This window comes from Acinetobacter sp. 1294243 (assembly GCF_000588015.1).
Classification (GTDB): domain Bacteria; phylum Pseudomonadota; class Gammaproteobacteria; order Pseudomonadales; family Moraxellaceae; genus Acinetobacter; species Acinetobacter pittii.
In genome coordinates, this window is the sequence record NZ_JFXG01000003.1 from 104,124 (window position 1) to 122,827 (window position 18,704).

20 protein-coding genes are annotated in these 18,704 nt (G+C 38.8%); 7 read left to right on the top strand and 13 right to left on the bottom strand.

Features of this window, described 5'->3' with window-relative positions; all coding sequences use genetic code 11:
- Positions 1-29 precede the first annotated feature (29 nt).
- From ruvB to J655_RS10085, 3 genes are all read right to left on the bottom strand, one after another.
- Positions 30-1,034, bottom strand: coding sequence for a Holliday junction branch migration DNA helicase RuvB (ruvB, locus tag J655_RS10075; protein WP_032006985.1), 1,005 nt, complete (start codon positions 1,032-1,034; stop codon positions 30-32).
- 7 nt (positions 1,035-1,041) lie between these two features.
- Positions 1,042-1,641, bottom strand: coding sequence for a Holliday junction branch migration protein RuvA (gene ruvA / locus J655_RS10080; RefSeq protein WP_002118762.1), 600 nt, complete (start codon positions 1,639-1,641; stop codon positions 1,042-1,044).
- Positions 1,642-1,734: 93 nt separating this feature from the next.
- Entirely contained in the window at positions 1,735-3,075 is a 1,341-nt protein-coding gene (locus J655_RS10085) for a deoxyguanosinetriphosphate triphosphohydrolase (RefSeq protein WP_032006987.1), read from the bottom strand.
- 309 nt (positions 3,076-3,384) lie between these two features.
- Here J655_RS10085 and purL point away from each other — a divergent pair, with 309 nt between their 5' ends.
- The 5 genes from purL to J655_RS10110 all read left to right on the top strand — a co-directional run bounded on the left by purL (position 3,385) and on the right by J655_RS10110 (position 10,028).
- Entirely contained in the window at positions 3,385-7,218 is a 3,834-nt protein-coding gene (purL, locus tag J655_RS10090; RefSeq protein ID WP_032006988.1) for a phosphoribosylformylglycinamidine synthase, read from the top strand.
- 119 nt (positions 7,219-7,337) lie between these two features.
- Positions 7,338-8,075: an abortive infection family protein gene (locus tag J655_RS10095; protein WP_032006989.1), complete on the top strand. Its 738-nt coding sequence runs from the start codon at positions 7,338-7,340 to the stop codon at positions 8,073-8,075.
- A gap of 35 nt (positions 8,076-8,110) precedes the next feature.
- Entirely contained in the window at positions 8,111-9,316 is a 1,206-nt protein-coding gene (locus J655_RS10100) for a multidrug effflux MFS transporter (RefSeq protein ID WP_032006991.1), read from the top strand.
- Positions 9,317-9,516: 200 nt separating this feature from the next.
- Positions 9,517-9,642, top strand: a complete 126-nt coding sequence (locus tag J655_RS25665) for a KGW motif small protein (protein WP_002118600.1) — start codon at positions 9,517-9,519, stop codon at positions 9,640-9,642.
- Positions 9,643-9,710: 68 nt separating this feature from the next.
- Positions 9,711-10,028, top strand: coding sequence for an NGG1p interacting factor 3 protein, NIF3 (locus J655_RS10110; protein WP_032006992.1), 318 nt, complete (start codon positions 9,711-9,713; stop codon positions 10,026-10,028).
- Here the strand turns inward: J655_RS10110 and J655_RS10115 are convergent.
- A complete protein-coding gene (locus J655_RS10115) occupies positions 10,025-10,825 on the bottom strand; it encodes an enoyl-CoA hydratase-related protein (RefSeq protein ID WP_032006993.1) in 801 nt (266 codons plus the stop codon). The genes J655_RS10110 and J655_RS10115 overlap by 4 nt on opposite strands.
- Before the next feature lie 109 nt (positions 10,826-10,934).
- Between J655_RS10115 and J655_RS10120 the strand changes: the two genes are divergently transcribed.
- Entirely contained in the window at positions 10,935-11,510 is a 576-nt protein-coding gene (locus J655_RS10120) for a nicotinate-nicotinamide nucleotide adenylyltransferase (protein ID WP_075383547.1), read from the top strand.
- An 11-nt stretch (positions 11,511-11,521) separates the two neighbouring features.
- Here J655_RS10120 and J655_RS10125 read toward each other — a convergent pair whose 3' ends face one another.
- The 8 genes from J655_RS10125 to dapD form a co-directional block, all read right to left on the bottom strand.
- Entirely contained in the window at positions 11,522-11,884 is a 363-nt protein-coding gene (locus tag J655_RS10125; protein ID WP_005067793.1) for a glyoxalase superfamily protein, read from the bottom strand.
- 11 nt (positions 11,885-11,895) lie between these two features.
- Complete coding sequence (locus J655_RS10130) at positions 11,896-12,465, bottom strand: CAP domain-containing protein (RefSeq protein ID WP_005073120.1); 570 nt, start codon at positions 12,463-12,465, stop codon at positions 11,896-11,898.
- A gap of 118 nt (positions 12,466-12,583) precedes the next feature.
- The gene (locus J655_RS10135) at positions 12,584-13,045 is read right to left on the bottom strand and encodes a peroxiredoxin (protein WP_002118936.1); all 462 of its coding nucleotides are present in this window, start codon (positions 13,043-13,045) and stop codon (positions 12,584-12,586) included.
- A gap of 17 nt (positions 13,046-13,062) precedes the next feature.
- Complete coding sequence (locus J655_RS10140) at positions 13,063-13,749, bottom strand: diphthine--ammonia ligase (RefSeq protein WP_032052337.1); 687 nt, start codon at positions 13,747-13,749, stop codon at positions 13,063-13,065.
- Between the two features lie 97 nt (positions 13,750-13,846).
- On the bottom strand, positions 13,847-14,263 hold the full coding sequence (locus tag J655_RS10145) for a hypothetical protein (protein ID WP_005073124.1): 417 nt from the start codon (positions 14,261-14,263) through the stop codon (positions 13,847-13,849).
- Positions 14,264-14,279: 16 nt separating this feature from the next.
- Entirely contained in the window at positions 14,280-14,948 is a 669-nt protein-coding gene (gene queC, locus J655_RS10150) for a 7-cyano-7-deazaguanine synthase QueC (RefSeq protein WP_002118843.1), read from the bottom strand.
- A gap of 40 nt (positions 14,949-14,988) precedes the next feature.
- Positions 14,989-15,699 carry a 7-carboxy-7-deazaguanine synthase QueE gene (gene queE / locus J655_RS10155; RefSeq protein WP_002118723.1) on the bottom strand — a complete coding sequence of 237 codons (711 nt, stop codon included), beginning with the start codon at positions 15,697-15,699 and terminating at the stop codon, positions 14,989-14,991.
- Between the two features lie 98 nt (positions 15,700-15,797).
- Positions 15,798-16,619, bottom strand: coding sequence for a 2,3,4,5-tetrahydropyridine-2,6-dicarboxylate N-succinyltransferase (gene dapD / locus J655_RS10160; protein ID WP_002118664.1), 822 nt, complete (start codon positions 16,617-16,619; stop codon positions 15,798-15,800).
- Between the two features lie 295 nt (positions 16,620-16,914).
- On the opposite strand from dapD, the gene carO reads away from it, so the two are divergent.
- Positions 16,915-17,643, top strand: a complete 729-nt coding sequence (carO, locus tag J655_RS10165; protein ID WP_017480570.1) for an ornithine uptake porin CarO type 4 — start codon at positions 16,915-16,917, stop codon at positions 17,641-17,643.
- Positions 17,644-17,729: 86 nt separating this feature from the next.
- On the opposite strand, the gene J655_RS10170 is transcribed toward carO, so the two are convergent.
- Positions 17,730-18,653 (bottom strand): CysB family HTH-type transcriptional regulator, encoded by a 924-nt coding sequence (locus J655_RS10170; RefSeq protein ID WP_032006995.1) that lies wholly within the window; start codon positions 18,651-18,653, stop codon positions 17,730-17,732.
- Between the last annotated feature and the right edge of the window lie 51 nt (positions 18,654-18,704).

Consider the following 18,704-nt stretch of genomic DNA (forward strand, 5'->3'; position numbering starts at 1 on the left):
AAAAGGAAGAGAAAATTCTCTTCCTTTGATTAGTTTTTAGGCTCGGGTGGTGTCATTCCAAACTGTAAATAAGATTGGTTGGTTGCAATCCGACCTCGTGCAGTACGCATGACATAACCTTGTTGAATTAAATAAGGTTCAATCACGTCTTCAAGCGTACCGCTGTCTTCAGCCATCGCTGCTGCAAGCGCTTCAACTCCAGCAGGGCCACCATCAAAACGCTCGAGTAACATGCTCAAATAACGTCGGTCTAGGGTATCTAGGCCAGCTTTATCAACATTGAGCATATCAAGCGCACGCTGTGCCATTTCATGGGTCACTTCGCCTGTGCCTTTCACTTGGGCATAGTCACGAACACGTCGTAATAAACGGTTGGCGATACGAGGTGTTCCGCGTGATCGGCGTGCTACTTCTTCTGCGCCTTCAACTGTAATGGGTACATCCATTAAGTTTGCAGAGCGCGACACAATGTGAGTCAAGTCTTCTACAGAGTAAAACTCAAGACGTTGCACAATACCGAAGCGGTCACGTAATGGTGAGGTCAGTAAGCCCGCACGTGTGGTCGCAGCGACGAGTGTAAAAGGGGGTAAATCGAGTTTAATTGAACGAGCAGCAGGGCCTTCACCAATCATGATGTCGAGTTGGTAATCTTCCATCGCTGGATACAGAATTTCTTCAATCACCGGTGAAAGACGATGAATTTCATCAATAAATAAAACATCGCCTTCTTCAAGGTTAGTCAGCATTGCCGCTAAATCGCCTGCACGTTCCAAGACAGGCCCTGAAGTCGATTTGAGGTTGCCACCCATTTCACGTGCAATAATATTAGCTAGTGTGGTTTTACCTAAGCCGGGCGGACCAAAAATCAGTGTGTGGTCGAGAGCTTCACCACGACCACGAGCAGCGCCAATGAAAATTTCCATTTGCTCGCGTACGACTGGTTGCCCAATATAGTCGGCAAGAGAAGTTGGGCGAATAGCCCGATCAAAATGATCTTCAGGTTTTTCTATTCCACTGATTAGACGGTCTTGCATAAGTGTTTTACTTCATCATGGATTTGAGAGCAGCGCGAATAATATCGGCTGATTCTGTGTAATCGGCTTTAACCGCAGCAACAGCTTTTTGTGCTTCAAGTGGCTTATAACCTAAAGATTGCAAAGCAGCTTCTGCTTCTGCAACAGGAGAGTTTGCAGCAAATTGAATTTGAGGCATGGTCGCCACAGTTGAAGTGCCTTGAGCCAATGTTTTGAAACGGTCACGGAGTTCAATCATTAAACGTTCAGCTGTTTTTTTGCCAACCCCTGGAACTTTGACCAGCGTATTAATATCATCATGTTCAATGGTGTGAACCAATAACTCAACACTTAGCGTCGATAAAATACCCAATGCCATTTTCGGACCGACACCGTTTACTTTTAATAAGGTGCGGAAAATTGTTTTCTCTTGAGCATCACTAAAACCGTAGAGTTGTTGAGCATCTTCACGAACAACCAAATGCGTCCATAACGTAACTTTCTGGCCTTTTTGTAATTGGCAAAATGTTGAAAGTGGCGTATCAATTTCATAACCCACACCGTTCACATTTAGTAAGACAGTAGGGGCTTCTAGGGCAAACACTTCGCCAATTAAACATCCGATCATAGCGTAATTTCACTTATTCATAACTGTAAATCTGGTCGTTCTAAAATGAATTGAAAACGACACTAGTTTTATTTCTTTCTATATCAAGCCAGCTTAAAACAAACCTATTTTATTGCCTTGTAGCTCTTGCGCCAAGCTATAAGCCTGATGATCTGAGAACTTACTGATAATATCGAGGACTTGCATGATATTGCTGTAGTGATTATTGCTAAAGTTAGCACCATATAGATTAAGGATAGACATTAAACGTTGTTCTTTAAAGCTTAAAGATTTATGCGGAGTTGTGAGTGGTACAAATGCATCTAAAATCGTTTGTAAACTTTGGTGCGCAATAATTTCTAAACCAGACTTCTGCGGGTGCTCAAAAATTTTATCACGTGCCAGATTTTTGGCAGTTTCGATACCAATTGCAATATCTGGCGAACAATATTGCAAAAGATTGCCTTTAAGCTGACCTGTAATGATTTCGTAGTGATTTTTGGCAAAAGCCGTAGTGACTTCATCAACAAGACGTTTCATAACGCGGCCGCGTAATGCTGAGATCTTTTGTTGCCATGTACTGTTTGGATGAGATAACTCTTCAGGTTGACCATAGTCGGCAATAAGATTTAGGAATATTGGTTCAACTTCTTGGTAACTCAGCATATTCAAGACAATGCCATCTTCTAAATCAATTAATGCATAGCAAATGTCATCAGCAGCTTCTAGCAGGTAGGTGAGTGGATGACGGCAATAATGATATTCACCGAGTTGAATCAGCCCGAGCTGTTCAGCAATCTGTTTTAAAATTTCTTTTTCAGACTGATAACAACCAAACTTTGCTCTTTGATGGGAAGGGCGGTCACCCTGCGAAGCAATTGTTTTTGAAAGCCATGGATATTTTAGATAAGCACCTAAAGTTGCATAAGTTAAACGCATACCGCCATCATTTGGATGATAGTCAATGCGACTTAATAAACGTAATCCTTGAGCATTACCTTCAAACTGACGTACATCGGCTTCTTCTTCGGGACTTAGTTTCTTTAAAAAATCATCATGTGAAGCATCATCGAACCATTCGCGAATTGCGTATTCACCCGCATGTCCGAAAGGGGGATTACCTATATCGTGGGCCAGACAAGCTGCCTGAATAATTGCCCCGACATCGGCAGGGGAAATCCAAACGGGGAATTCGTCTTTTATTTTTTCTGCGGCAAGCATGCCCATTGAGCGACCAATGCAGGAAACCTCAAGGGAGTGAGTTAAGCGGGTATGAATGCCATCATGCTGTGCTAGAGGGTGAACTTGCGTCTTACGGTTTAACTGACGAAAACTTTGAGAAAATATAATGCGGTCATAATCTTTATGGAATGGGCTACGAGCCAGTTCTGTACTACTTTTTTTGCTACCTAAACGAACTGCAGACAGCAGTTCTAACCAACGCATTTGTTCCATTTATCATTATTCAAAACTATAAAACCTGATCATGCCAAAAAAAACTTAAAAGCACTAGCTTGGTGCGACATAGTTTGTCTTAGTTCGGGTTTTATTATGTTATTGAATAAACATGCAACAATTTATTTTTAGCAGGAATGACTAAAAAAATGATTTTGAACAAAAAACAAATCACTTCTTGCAGAATTAGGTTACAGAATACTGATTCTACATCTAGCTGATTTTACCAAGAAGCAGTAGAATATGCGCTCTCTCTAAAGTCACATTGCGGTAAGGTTCACAAGACCTGCCCGTGGAGCCAAAATCAACATGTTTATCGTGGCCGGTGCAGCAGCACATTCTTCTTTTAAGAAAGCTCAACTATTAACACGTTTATCGTCAATTAGTTCTGTTCAATCTTTTGACAGCCAATGGGTCTATTTGTTTGATCAAGCGCTCAACGAGCAGCAACATCAATCTGCTTTGCAATTATTGAATGACGGTGAGTCTTTTGAACTTCGTCAATCTGCAAGTGATGAGATTCAGATTTTAGTTACACCACGTGTGGGTACTATTTCACCTTGGTCTTCTAAAGCAACTGATATTTTCAAAAACTGTAATACGCCAGTACACCGTTTAGAACGTGGTCTTTTATTCACGTTAAAAGGCGTTACTGAAATTACGAATGAAGTTAAACAAGTACTTCACGACCGTATGACAGAAACAGTTTTTGCTCAAATTGAAGATGCAAAAGCATTATTTTCAGAAACAGCTCCAAAACCATTAAATTCAATTGATATCTTGGGTCAAGGCAAAGAAGCTTTGGTTAAAGCGAACAATGAGTTCGGTTTTGCGTTATCTGAACAAGAAATTGATTATTTAACAGAAGCATTCGGTAAGCTTGGTCGTAATCCAAATGATATCGAATTGATGATGTTTGCACAGGCGAACTCTGAACACTGTCGTCATAAAATCTTCGGTTCTGAATGGACAATTGATGGTGAAAAACAACCATTATCATTGTTCCAAATGATTAAAAACACTTACAAAGAATCACCAACTGATGTTTTATCTGCATACAAAGATAATGCTTCAGTAATTGTGGGTTATGACACGATGCGTTTTTATCCAAAAGCGGATGAAAATGGTCACTTTGTTTATAAATATAAGAGCCAAGCAGCTCATATTTTAATGAAGGTTGAAACTCATAACCACCCAACAGCAATTTCTCCATTTGCTGGTGCTGCAACTGGTTCAGGCGGTGAAATCCGTGATGAAGGTGCAACTGGTCGTGGTGGTAAACCAAAAGCTGGTTTAACAGGCTTTACAGTTTCTAACTTAAATATTCCTGGTTTTGAACAACCTTGGGAAGAAAACTACGGTAAACCTTCACGTATGGCATCGCCATTACAAATCATGATTGAAGGTCCATTAGGTGGCGCGGCATTTAACAACGAATTCGGTCGTCCTGCATTAAATGGTTATTTCCGTACTTTCGAACAAAATGTAAATGGTGAAGTGAAGGGCTTCCATAAGCCAATCATGATCGCTGGTGGTTACGGTAACATTCGTCCTGACCATGTAGAAAAAGATGCGATTCAACCTGGTGACTTGCTCATTGTATTGGGTGGCCCTGCAATGTTAATCGGTCTTGGTGGTGGTGCAGCATCTTCTGTAGATAGCGGTACAATGGGTGAAAGCCTTGATTTCGCTTCTGTACAACGTGAAAATCCAGAAATGGAACGCCGTTGCCAAGAAGTAATCGATACATGCTGGCGCTTAGAAGACTTCAACCCAATCGTTTCTGTACATGACGTTGGTGCGGGTGGTCTATCAAATGCTATGCCTGAACTTGTGAATGACCATGAGTTGGGTGCAGTTCTTAACCTTCGTAAGATTCCTTCATTAGAACCGGGCATGAGCCCAATGGAAATCTGGTCAAACGAAGCACAAGAGCGTTATGTTCTTGCAATTCGTCCAGAGTCTTTAGAACAGTTCGAAGCAATCTGTGCTCGTGAACGTTGTCCATTTGCCGTGTTAGGTGAAGCAACAGAAGCACGTCATTTAACTGTTGAAGATCCATTGTTCCAAAACAATGCAGTTGATATCCCAATGCAAGTAATGCTTGGTGGTACACCGCGTATGCAACGTTCTTATGAAACAATTGAGCGTAAAGGTAACGAGTTTGACGCTTCAAAAGTTGATTTGAAAGATGCGATTTTCCGTGTATTGAAAAATCCTACAGTTGCTTCTAAATCATTCTTAATCACCATTGGTGACCGCTCAATTACTGGTATGGTTGCGCGTGACCAAATGGTTGGTCGTTGGCAGATTCCTGTTGCAGATGCGGCAGTGACGACTACAAGCTTACAAGGCTTCACTGGTGAAGCAATGGCTATGGGTGAACGTCCACCAGTTGCATTGTTAAATCCAGCAGCGTCTGCTCGTTTGGCAGTTGCTGAAGCAATTACTAATATTGCATGTGCAAACATTGAACAAATTAGCGATATCAAACTTTCTGCAAACTGGATGGCTGCTGCTGGTCAAAAAGGTGAAGACCAAGCGTTGTTCGAAGGTGTAAAAGCGATTGGTATGGAAATGTGTCCAGCTTTAGGAATTGCGATTCCTGTAGGTAAAGACTCACTTTCAATGCGTACCACTTGGAATGACAACGGCGAAGATAAAGCTGTAACGTCTCCAATGACTGGTGTAATTACCGCATTTGCTCCAGTAATGGATGTTCGTAAAACTTTAACACCTGAACTTAAGAATTTAGAAGATTCAGTACTTGTACGTATTGATTTATCTAAAGGCCAGTTCCGTTTAGGTGGTTCGATTCTTGCGCAAGTATATAAAGCAATCGGTTCAATCACTCCAGACGTTGATAGTTTTGATGATTTCAAAGCGTTCTTTGCTTTAATTCAAGATTGGAACAACCGTGGCTTGATTCAAGCTTATCACGACATTGGTGATGGTGGTTTACTCGCAACTGTTGCTGAAATGATGTTTGCTGCACGTTTAGGTGTTGCATTAGAAGATCAAACTCCAGCAAGTTTGTTTGCTGAAGAAATTGGTGCAGTTGTTCAAATCAAAGCAGCTGATTGGGAAGCTTTACAAGCAGAAGTTGCTGCTTCTAGCTTAAAAGATGCAATTGCTGTAGTTGGTCGTGTAAACAACACAGATCAATTATCTGTAAACGGTTTGACTCTAGAGCGTGCAGAATTGCAACAAGCTTGGTCTGAAGTATCTCATCAGATCCAACGTTTACGTGATAACGTTGAAACTGCTGACCAAGAATTTGCTTTAATTGCAGATAAATCACATCAAGGCTTAATTGCTAAACCAACATTTGACTTGAATGAACCTATTGAAGCACCGTTCATTAATACACGTCGCCCAAATATGGCGATCTTGCGTGAGCAAGGTGTAAATGGTCATATTGAAATGGCAGCAGCCTTTGATAAGGTTGGTTTCAATACCGTTGACGTGCACATGAGTGATTTACTTGCTGGTCGCGTTAGCCTAAGTGATTTTGAAGGTTTAGTGACTTGTGGTGGTTTCTCTTACGGTGACGTAATGGGTGCTGGTGGTGGCTGGGCAAAATCTGTATTGTTCAATGCGAAATTACGTGATCAGTTTGAACAATTCTTCCATCGTGAAGACACGTTTAGCTTAGGTATCTGTAATGGTTGCCAAATGTTGTCACAATTAGCGCCACTTATTCCAGGTGCTGAACATTGGCCACGTTTCCACCGCAATATGTCAGAAGTTTTTGAAGCTCGTAGTGTAAACGTTCGTGTTGAAAAATCTGTTTCTGTATTGCTTAATGGAATGGAAGGTTCGATTTTACCGATTGCTGTAGCACACGGTGAAGGTCGTGCAGTTGCGAGTGAAGCTGATATTGCAGGCTTGAATGCAGCGAATCAAGTTGCTTTGCGTTATGTTGACAGCCATGGTAACCCGACTCAACATTATCCATTGAACCCGAATGGTTCGCCGGAAGCGATTACTGGTGTAACATCTAAAGATGGTCGTGCAACGATCATGATGCCACACCCAGAGCGTACTTTCCGTGCAATTCAACACTCTTGGAGTCCAGAAGAATGGACTGAAGATGGTGCATGGTTACGTATGTTCCGTAACGCACGTAAGTTTATTGGTTAATAAAATTTATTACTTAAAGAGCCCCGAAAGGGGCTTTTTAATGTGTATTTAGTCGTATTTAACTATTAAAAGAGAGAAATTTTTCAGTATGATTAACTTTTAATTCTAATAATTGGAAAATGGATAATTTACTCATAACGTTAGAAACATTACAAAATTTATTGATTTCACATGCTACAGGCGGGAGTGAAAATGACATTGAGTATCAGAAGTTAAGGCATCAAATTTTATCTAATGGGTTTGATAGTTCATTAGTCCCAAGATATTTAGTAACTTGTAGAAATTTAAGTCAATTTTGGCAGTTTATTAAATTTGAATATGGAACTTATGCTGAGAGGAGAGATTTTATTTGGAAATCATTTCAACCATTATTTGAGAAGTTAGAAAAAATTAATATTTCACCATCTGATACTGTAATTAAAGCAGCTATCCAAAATATTGATTCGCAATATATTCATTTGACATGGCAAAAAGCACTGGAGCGTCGTCAAGATGATCCTGAAGGTGCTATTACAATTGCTCGTACACTTTTAGAATCAACTTGTAAATATATCCTTGATGATAAAAATGTGGATTATGGAACTACACCTGATTTGAACCATTTATATAGATTAACAGCTAAACAACTCAACATAGCACCTTCTGACCATACTCAATCGGTATTTAAACAAATTTTAGGTGGTTGTACTTCTGTTATTGAAGGGTTGGGGGCTCTGCGAAATCGAATAAGTGATGCTCATGGTCAAGGTAAAATAAACTTTAGACCAGCTTCAAGACATGCTGAACTTGCAGTTAATTTAGCTGGTACGATGGCTGTATTTTTATTTTCAACTTGGGAGTTTCAGAAAGGAAGATAATTTTTCATTTAATATAAAAAATTGAGAGAAGAAAAATGAAATCAAAAATCCATTTCCATGAATTTGCACTTCTAATGGCATTGCTCATGTCTATTGTTTCTTTTTCAATAGATGCAGTCCTACCTGCTTTGGGCGAAATCGGACGAATTTTTGACTTAAAAAATAATAATCAGACACAGTGGGTCATTATTGGTATTTTTTCCGGTATGACGATTGGTCAACTGATTGCTGGCCCTCTATCCGATGCAATTGGCCGTAAACGTATTTTATTCACTGGAATTGTTATTTACTTTCTTGGAAGTTTGTTGTGCTTTACAACACAAAGTTTTGAATGGTTTTTAGTTGGACGTTTTATTCAAGGGGTTGGTGTATCAGGTCCTTACGTGGCTTCTATTTCAATTGTTAGGGATAAATACAGTGGGGCTCAAATGGCCCGCATCATGTCTTTAATTATGATGGTGTTTATGGTTGCCCCAGCAATTGCACCAAGTTTGGGACAGCTCATTATCCATTTCTTTGGTTGGCGTGAGATCTTTGTTTTATATATGATCTATGCCACAGTTGTGGGGGCATGGGTTGCTTTACGTTTGGAAGAGACGTTGCTTCCCGAAAATCGTTTACCTATGCGCCTACAAGCATTTCAAGAGGGCTTTAAAGAAGTTGTAAGTAATAAAACTACCATGAGCTATTTGCTATGTGCAGGTTTTTGCTTTGGTGGATTCATTGGTTACTTAGGTACTTCTCAGCAAATTTTTATGCAGCAGTTTGGTAAAACAGGGCAAGAGTTTAGTGCTTATTTTGCTGTGCTTGCAGGTGTGATGGGAATCGCTTCATTTACAAATTCTAAAATTGTCATGAAGTTTGGTATGCGTCCAATCTGTATTTACGGCTTTCTAGGTTTGTGCCTAATTTCTTTAGTTTTCTTAGGAATTCAACTTTTAGGTGTGGCTGTTTCATTTTGGATGTTTATGCTTTATGCCTGCATTTTATTTTTATTATTTGGAACTTTATTTGGAAATTTAAACGCAATTGCAATGGAACCGATGGGGCATGTTGCAGGTATGGCATCGGCCATTATTGGTGCAGCATCCTCCGTTTTGTCACTTATTCTGGCATCTATTATTGGGCAATTATATAACGGTACATTAATACCAATGACTGGCGGCTTCGTCATTTTATGTGGTTTAGCATTTATGATGACAATATATGAGAACAGATATTTAAAGAAATCGAATGCTTAAAATTATAAAGATGCAGCTATCACACTGAAATTTAAAATTTTGTTCAGAATAAGAGCTACATATAAATGAGTGTAGCTCTTTTAAGCATTTTAGAAAAATTATAAGCCTATAGACATTCGGCTATTTAACACTTTATAGTTTGTTCAAAATTGGATCAATTTTTGCTTTCTCTGTAACAACGATAAAAATCGGAGATCAAAATGATGAAAAATAAGTATCACATAAGAACAATGTATACCAAAGATAAGGGCTGGCGCTTGTTTGGCTTGGCGCTTGCCATTCAAATCCTCTTTATTGGAGCAAATTATTTGGTAATGATGAGCTGACTTTGATTTAGAAGCTTTTTTAACGGTATGATTTAAAGCAAGTTTACTAGTTTTGAGTCATTCTACTTATGTTAAAGCTGATTTATTACGTGCCTGATTCACATCTTGAGTCGACTAAACAAGCTATTTTTTCTGCTGGTGCGGGGGGTATCGGTAATTACGAAAACTGCGCATGGCAAGTGAAAGGAATAGGGCAATTTAAACCAGTCAAAGGTGCAGATCCTTATATCGGAGAGCTGGGTGAACTTGAGCAAGTAGATGAGTGGCGAGTTGAAACAATTGTAATTGAAGAAAATGCAAAGGCTGTGGCAAAAGCATTAAAGGCAAGCCATCCTTATGAAGAGCCTGCCTTTGAGTTTATTCAAATCATAGAAATTGATTTTTAATTAAACTGCGAGAAATCTGGTTTACGTTTCTGCATAAATGCTTGTACAGCTTCTAGCATTTCTGGAGATTGAACGCGTTGCATAAAGATTTCAGCTTCATGATCAATACATTCAATAATTTGATCTAAATTATGTTTCATCAAGGCTTTGGTTTGTTTTAATGAGGCAAGTGGTAAAGCTGCTAAATGTTGAGCGGTTGCCTGAGCAGATGCATAAGCATCTTCAACAACTTCATTCACTAAGCTTGCTTGTACTGCGGTTTCTGCATTAAATTTTTTCGCAGTAAATAGAAGTTCAGCTGCTTTGTGATAACCCGCTTGTTTAACCAATAGTTGGCTTGCACCGCCTTCTGGAGAAAGGCCAAGACTTACAAATGGAATTTGGAAAAGGGCGGTATTGTCAGCAAAAACTAAATCTGCATGTAATAAAATCGTAACACCAATACCAATAGCCACACCTTTTACTGCAATAATAAGCGGCTTCGATAATCTAGCAGCAGATTTAAGGAGTACAAACGGAGGAACTTGACCTGCTGGGCCTAGATTAGGATTTTGTACAAAACCCATAAAATCTTTCATGTCATTACCAGCGGTAAAGTCTTGCTCTACACCACGTAGAACGACTACACGTACATCTTTGTCTTGATCAGCTTCATCAAGTGCTTTGGCAATCCATAAGTAAAGTTCGCCATACAGTGCATTTTTTGCTTCTGGGCGATTTATGGCTAAGGTGAGTACGCCACCTTCTAAATTTGCGTGTAAATGTTGATGAGGTTGTTGAATACAGCTAAGTGTCATCGTACTATCCTTGCTTTAAACCACGTTGTTAATTTTTAGGTTCTCATTATGGCGCATATTTTTTGTAATGCGGTTAACTGGTGAGTTCATAAAAAGTGAAAATCTAATTATGTATAAATTTGACTATCTCGTTTTTATAGGGCGTTTTCAACCATTTCATTTAGCTCATATGCAGACAATTGAAATTGCCTTACAACAAAGCCACTATGTCGTTTTGGCATTAGGTTCTGCTCAAATGGAACGTAATATTAAAAATCCGTTCTTAGCAGTAGAGCGCGAGCAAATGATCTTGTCAAATTTCTCGTTAGAAGAGCAAAAACGCATTCGTTTTGTACATGTAGTAGATGTTTATAATGACGAAAAATGGGTCAAACAAGTCAAATTTTTAGTGAATGGCGTAATTGAACCGAACTCAAAAGTTGGTTTGATTGGACACTTTAAGGATGAGTCTTCATATTATTTACGACTATTTCCTGAGTGGATTATGGTTGAACTAGATAGTTTAAAAGATTCAATTTCGGCAACGCCAATGCGTGAAGCTTATTATCGTGGTGAAATCCAAACGGAATTTTTCCCTGTAGGAACTATTCAATTTTTGGATGAATTTAAAAAAACACGCACTTATCAACAGTTGCAACAACGTTTTGAAGAAGATGATCGTTCTAATCTCGATGATTTTGAATAAATATATATCGATTAAGCATCTGCCCAAAAGATAATTCGGTTAGAAAAAGGATCGGTGATACTGAGTTCAAGTGTCTCCCAATCTGTTTTTTCAACTTGAGGCTTAGAAAATTTATAATTTTTTTGGCTTAGTTCACTGTGCAACTCATAGATATGTTCCCAATAGATACGGATCGCGCTATGAGGACTCGCATCTCCAAAATGCTCGGATAAATGAATAACGCAATCATCTTTAGAAATTTGTAAATATAACGGAAAGTTGTCTTCAAATTGGTGTTGCCAATCAAGCTGAAAACCTAAGAACTCAAGATAAAATGATTGAGCTAACTCGACATCAAAAATTCTTAAAATAGGGGTGATCGAACCTGATTGCATCTTTTTTCCTTTTAACGTGTACCAAATTGTTGAGTCCAATAGCTCTTTTGTTTTACAGATTGATCAGAAGCACAAGCAATTGCATAGGTTGTAAATTTAGGGTTCATTAGGTTACTACAATGTAGGGGACTCGACAGCCACCTAGACATCACTTCATCTAATGTTTTCTGTCCACTCGCGACATTTTCACCATTGGCTTTACCGAGTGTATTATAAATTTTCAAACGTGATTTTAAATCTAGTCCCGTGGAGCCAACATGTCCGAGAAAGTTGTGTGTTGCCATATCTTCACTATGAGAAAGTGCACCTTTATATAAATTATTACTCCAACTTAATGGTCTGGTTGCAGCGAAATGTTGTTGTCCACATTGGCGTGATTGCTGGCGAATCTGATTAATTATTTTAAGTACGGTTTGTTGATAGGCAGGGTTTTGTAAATCTTGGCAACTTATTTTTATAGGTGGAGTTTCAACTTGTGTGGTAGATGGTGTAATTGAGGGCGGCATACTGGATGAACTAACGGAGCATGCAGAAATAACAAGACCACTAGACAGTAAATTACAAACTTTGAGCAGACTCATGTAAATACCTTAGCGTGAATTATTCTAATGTCTTTATCATACGCCAAAGTAAAGGAGTAAGTAATTTGTTCATATACAAAAAACGAGCATCATGCCCGCTTTTTGTTTCTTAAGTTTATTAAGCTGTTTGTAGAGCTTTTAAGTCTTCTAGAACTTGCTCTGCATGCCCAGCTGCTTTAACTTTGCGATAGCTTTTAACTAAAGTTTTGTTATGGAAAATAAAAGTAGAACGTTCAATACCCATGACTTTTTTACCATACATATTCTTTTCTTTAATCACATCAAAGTGATTACAAAGAATTTCTTCTTTATCACTGATCAGATCAATAGTAAGTGCTTGCTTCTCTGTAAAATTTTGATGGGCTTTTACCGAGTCACGTGAAATACCGAAAATACGGGCACCTAAAGCATCAAACTGATCTTTCAAACAAGAAAAACCCACTGCTTGTGTTGTACACCCTGGTGTTGAATCTTTAGGATAGAAGTAAATAATTAGCCATTCATTTTCGACTTCGGTCAAGTTCACTTCGCCGTGTGTAGTAGGGAACACCTGATTTGGCAGTTGAATATTCTCAGACATTTCTTATCCTTTAAAAGTTAAATTTGATCTAATTCAAGTGGTAAAAAAGCGTATTCCTCATGATAAACAATATTGAGTTTTCTTACAGGGATTGCTTTGTTAAAAATTGGCCCATCAATCACGGTCGTATGAAATTCACCGCCCTCACCACATGGATCAATGCCACGGTTCTCAAGCTCTTGGATATATTCTAAAGTTAAGGTTTTACCTAAATCCTCCTCCTTCATTCCGAGTTTTAGATTCACAGTAACAATGACACTTTTGAATCCAAGTTGAATAAATTCTTCAACAACTTCACGATGCGGACGTAACCAAAGAGGCATTCCTAATTGAAGCCCCACTTGTTGCGTTACTCGATCATGCCAACAGCCGTGTTCAGGCATATCAAGATCACCTGTAACCAGTACCTCGGCTCCTTGTTGCTTTGCTTGATTGAGTAATTCAATAAACTTTACCTCATATTCATTCAAACTTGATGAAGCCATAAACACGGGCAAGTCGATTGCTTTAGCTTGCGCTTGAATAATATCAAGAGGCATGGCATGTGAGCGAGAACGTTGGCCTTGTCCTTCTAGCATTACGATCAATCCAATCACTTCGCCTGTCTGCATTGCATGGTAGAGTGCTAGAGAACTATCTTTGCCTCCACTAAATGAGACAATAGACCTTTTATGGTTAGCATTAGTTTTCCATTGTTCTTGCATGGCTTACATCAAATGAATTGGTCAAAAGTGCTGTTATTTTAACAGAGCTATAAAAAAAGCCTGCATAAATGCAGGCTTAATTTGGAACATTAAAATCTTATTTTTTAGGAGCTTGTTGTTGAGCTGCCTTCATTGCATCTTCAGTTAACTTTTCAAGCTTAGTTGTTAACTGAGGACCGAAACATGCTTTAAGATCACGGTTTTGTTGTTGTACAAATCCTAGAGAACTTGGGCTTTTCTTCGCATTGATTGCGCTTTGGATTTCCCATTTTTGTGCTTCAGTCACTTTACCTTGTGCTTCAACTTGGCAGCTACAGAATTTGCTAACTTCAGATGAACTTAACTTGCCGCCTTTAGCAGTTTGTTCTTTACAAACGTTAACTAATGCACCTTTAACGTTAGTGCTTTTATATGCCGCTTGAACTGGGTTTTCAGCTGCTTGAGCTGAACCAGCCATAAGTGCAGCTGCTGAGAATAAAGATGAAAGAATAAGATTTGATTTTAACAACTTCATAAATTTTACCTACTTATTACGGTATATAGCGTGTTGGATCGGTAACACCAGCATCGATAAAGCCTTCTTTACGCAAACGGCAACTGTCACATTTACCACACGCACGTCCTTGAGCATCTGCTTGGTAGCAAGATACCGTTTGACTATAGTCTACGCCATGTTCAATCCCTAAACGTATGATATTCGCTTTGGATAAATGTAACAGGGGTGTTTCAAATTTAAGTGGTTTTCCTTCTACGCCAGCTTTAGTTGCTAAACGGGCCATATTTGCAAAAGCATCAATAAATTCAGGGCGACAATCAGGATATCCTGAATAATCAACAGCATTGATACCAATAACAATAGCTTCAGCATTAAATACTTCAGCTGCTGCTAGAGCATATGAGAGGAAAATAGTGTTACGCGCTGGTACATAAGTTACAGGAATACCTTCTTGTAACTGTTCTGGTACTGCAATGTTGTGATCTGTAAGTGCTGATCCACCTAAATTTGCTAGATCAATATTAATTACACGATGTTCAACACCTGAACGCTGAGCTAATGCTTTTGCAGCATCAAGTTCGGTGGTTGAGCGTTGACCATACATAAAACTAATAGCAATACATTCATAGCGCGCTTGTGCCCAAGCTAGGCAAGTGGTTGAGTCTAAGCCGCCTGAAAGTAAAACAATGGCACGAGAGCGCATATTTTTCTCCATATTCGGAATGATTTATTTTATTGAGTGATTAACGACCTGATTCATCATTCCAAAGCAGTTTATGTAACTGAAGTTGGAAACGAACAGGTAATTTATCATCAAGTATCCACTGTGCCAGATCACGTGCTAGACGTGGCAGGCCTACAGCACCTTTTTCAACCGCAAAGGCAGGGGAGAACCAAACGGTACTGACTTTGGTTTGCAGTTGATATTTTTCAACTTGTTGTTTTGACCATTCATAGTCTTCACGATTACAAATCACAAATTTGATTTGATCACGTGGTGTTAAATGGTCAAGATTACTGATGAGATTGCGATGTTCTTCACCAGAAGTTGGAGTCTTTAAATCTAGGACTTTTGAAACACGGGGATCCACTCTTGATACATCAAGAGCTCCACTAGTTTCTAAAGAGACGTCAAAACCTGCTTCACATAAACGTTGTAATAAAATCAAACAGTTTGGCTGAGCAAGAGGTTCACCACCTGTTACACAAATATAAGGTGTTTGAAATTGTGTAGCTGTTTCAATGATATGTTCAAGTGAAAAACGCTCGCCACCTTCAAAGGAATAGGTGGTATCGCAATAGCTACAACGTAATGGACAGCCTGTTAGACGAATAAATACAGTCGGTAGGCCAGAGGCATTTGCTTCACCCTGCAACGAGTAAAAAATCTCGGTAATGCGTAAACCGGACGCAGGGTCTGAGACAGGAATTGCAGAGGAACGTAAGGAAGCCATTCTAGAAATACCACACTATATAAAAAATAAAATCTCTACGATCAGTTTGATCGTAGAGATGAGGAGCGATTAAAGCTCCGCAACAGAGTTATAACAAATTAGTCAGCGCGTAACAAATCGTTCAAGCTTGTTTTTGAACGTGTTTGCGCATCAACTTTTTTCACGATAATTGCAGCATATAAGCTGTAAGTACCACATTTAGATGGCAAGCTGCCTGAAACTACAACTGAACCTGCTGGTACACGACCATAATGGATTTCGCCAGTTTCACGGTCATAAATTTTAGTTGATTGACCAATGAAAACGCCCATTGAAATGACTGAGCCTTCTTCAACGATAACGCCTTCAACGATTTCTGAACGCGCACCGATAAAGCAGTTGTCTTCAATAATAGTTGGGTTAGCTTGTAATGGTTCTAAAACACCACCAATACCTACACCACCAGACAAGTGAACATTTTTACCGATTTGAGCACATGAGCCTACAGTTGCCCATGTATCAACCATTGTGCCTTCATCTACATAAGCGCCAATGTTGACATAAGATGGCATTAACACCACGTTTTTAGCTTGGAAGCTACCACGACGTGCTACAGCAGGAGGAACAACACGAACACCTGCGGCTTTAAATTGCTCTTCAGTCCAACCAGAGAATTTAGTTTCAACTTTGTCATAGAAACGAAGATCACATGACTCGATTGGTTTATTGTCATTCAGTTTAAATGATAATAAAACAGCTTTTTTTAACCATTGATGAACAACCCATTCACCATTGATTTTTTCAGCAACTCGAAGTGTACCGTTATCTAAACCAGCAATTGCTTCTTCAACAGCTTGGCGAATTTCGCTTGAACAATCTGCTGCAGTAAAATTTGCGCGGTCTTCAAATGCTTGCTCAATGATCGTAGAAAGCTGAGACATGATCTTCCTTCCATAAAAAATTTTAAAGATTTTACACTAATTTGTGACAAGAATCTTTCAAAAAACGTGTTACGTTTGATTGATGATATAAATGAGATAAATCAAAATAAGCTTATTAGATAATCAAGTGTTTTTTACACAAAAATGATTTGAAAATAAAAATTTAACTCAATTTGTATCAAAAAATAACAGAAATCTAGCATTTTTTGTATAAAAAAGAATCTAAGCTGTCATTATTATGATTTCAGTCACAAGATGAATAAATTAAAAACAGAGCCTTTTTGAGGAGAAAACTATGAAAGCATTACGTGTATTAGTCACCACAACAGCTTTATTCGCTGCTGGCGCTGCTATGGCAGATGAAGCTGTTGTTCATGACAGCTACGCATTTGACAAAAACCAATTAATTCCTGTGGGGGCGCGTGCTGAAGTAGGTACAACTGGTTACGGTGGTGCTTTATTATGGCAAGCAAACCCATATGTAGGTTTAGCATTGGGTTATAACGGTGGTGACATTTCTTGGAGAGATGACTTATCAATTAATGGTACTAAATATGACGTTGATATGGATAATAACAACGTATATTTAAATGCCGAAATTCGCCCATGGGGTGCAAGTACTAACCGTTGGGCTCAAGGCTTATATGTAGCTGCAGGTGCGGCGTATTTAGATAACGATTATGACCTAACTAAACGTTCACAAGATGGGACTATTAAAGTAAATGGTAATAATTATAACTTTAATGGGTCAGTGGATGGTAAATTAAGTTATAAAAATGATATCGCTCCTTATTTAGGTTTTGGTTTTGCACCTAAAATCAATAAAAACTGGGGCGTATTCGGTGAAGTAGGTGCTTACTATACTGGTAACCCAACAGTAAATCTTAAATCAAATGGTACTTTTGTTAATGTTAACGGTGCTGACTTTGATAAAGATTTACGTGCTGAAGAAAATAAAATCCGTAACGACGATAAATATCAATGGTTGCCAGTTGGTAAAGTTGGTGTGAACTTCTTTTGGTAATAAAGCTTAAAAAAACGAGCTTCGGCTCGTTTTTTTGTACTTAATAAAATAAAAGCGCTAAAAAGCGCTTTTATTTATTTTAATTTTTATTCATCTGGGTAAGCAATTTTCTTAAGGGCTTTAATATCCGCATCAGGTGAGCATAAAGAAATAAACTCGTAACCATAACCGCGCAATAGGTGACCTTTGCGAACTGCAATCCATGTCGTATTAACACCAAAAATATCAGTTTTGGTTTGCTTTAAACGATAATCACGTTCTGTGTCATAAGCTACGTCATTGACAATTCCGACACCCATGCCAAGTTCTACATAGGTTTTAATAACATCGGCATCAAGAGCTGACATTACGATATCTGCATCTAGGTGAGCTTCTTCAAACGCTTTATCAATTTTAGATCGACCTGTAAAACCACCATGGTATGTAATGAGTGGATATTCAGCTAAAAGTTCTAGAGTGACCTTGTCCGCCTGCACTAAAGGATGATTTTGCGGGGTAATAATACTGTGTTGCCATTGGTAGTAAGGAATGCTAGCCAGATTTTCTTCAGTCGTTAAAGACTCGGTTGCAATTCCAATATCCGCTTCGCCTTGTAAAAGCATTTCTGAAATTTCGACAGGGCTAGCTTGTTGTAAAATCAAATGAACTTTTGGAAATAATTTCTTAAATTGATTAACAATTGGAGGCAATACATAACGCGCTTGTGTATGCGTAGTTGCGATCGTTAATGTTCCTTCATCAACCTTATTAAAATCTTCAGCAAGTCGTTTAATATTTTCAGCATCCACTAACATGCGCTCAACAATGCTAAGAAGTGACTGTCCTGGTTCAGTTAAACCTAAAAGGCGTTTACCTTTACGAACGAAAAGTTGAACACCTAATTCATCTTCTAAATCTTTGATGTGTTTACTTACACCCGATTGAGATGTGTAGAGTGCAGCCGATGCTTCCGTCAAGTTAAAGTTTTGGCGTACTGTTTCTCGGATAATTCTTAATTGTTGAAAGTTCATTTACACTTTTCCTCAAAAGAGGTGAGGAGCGTCTAAAGATCCGCAAGATAT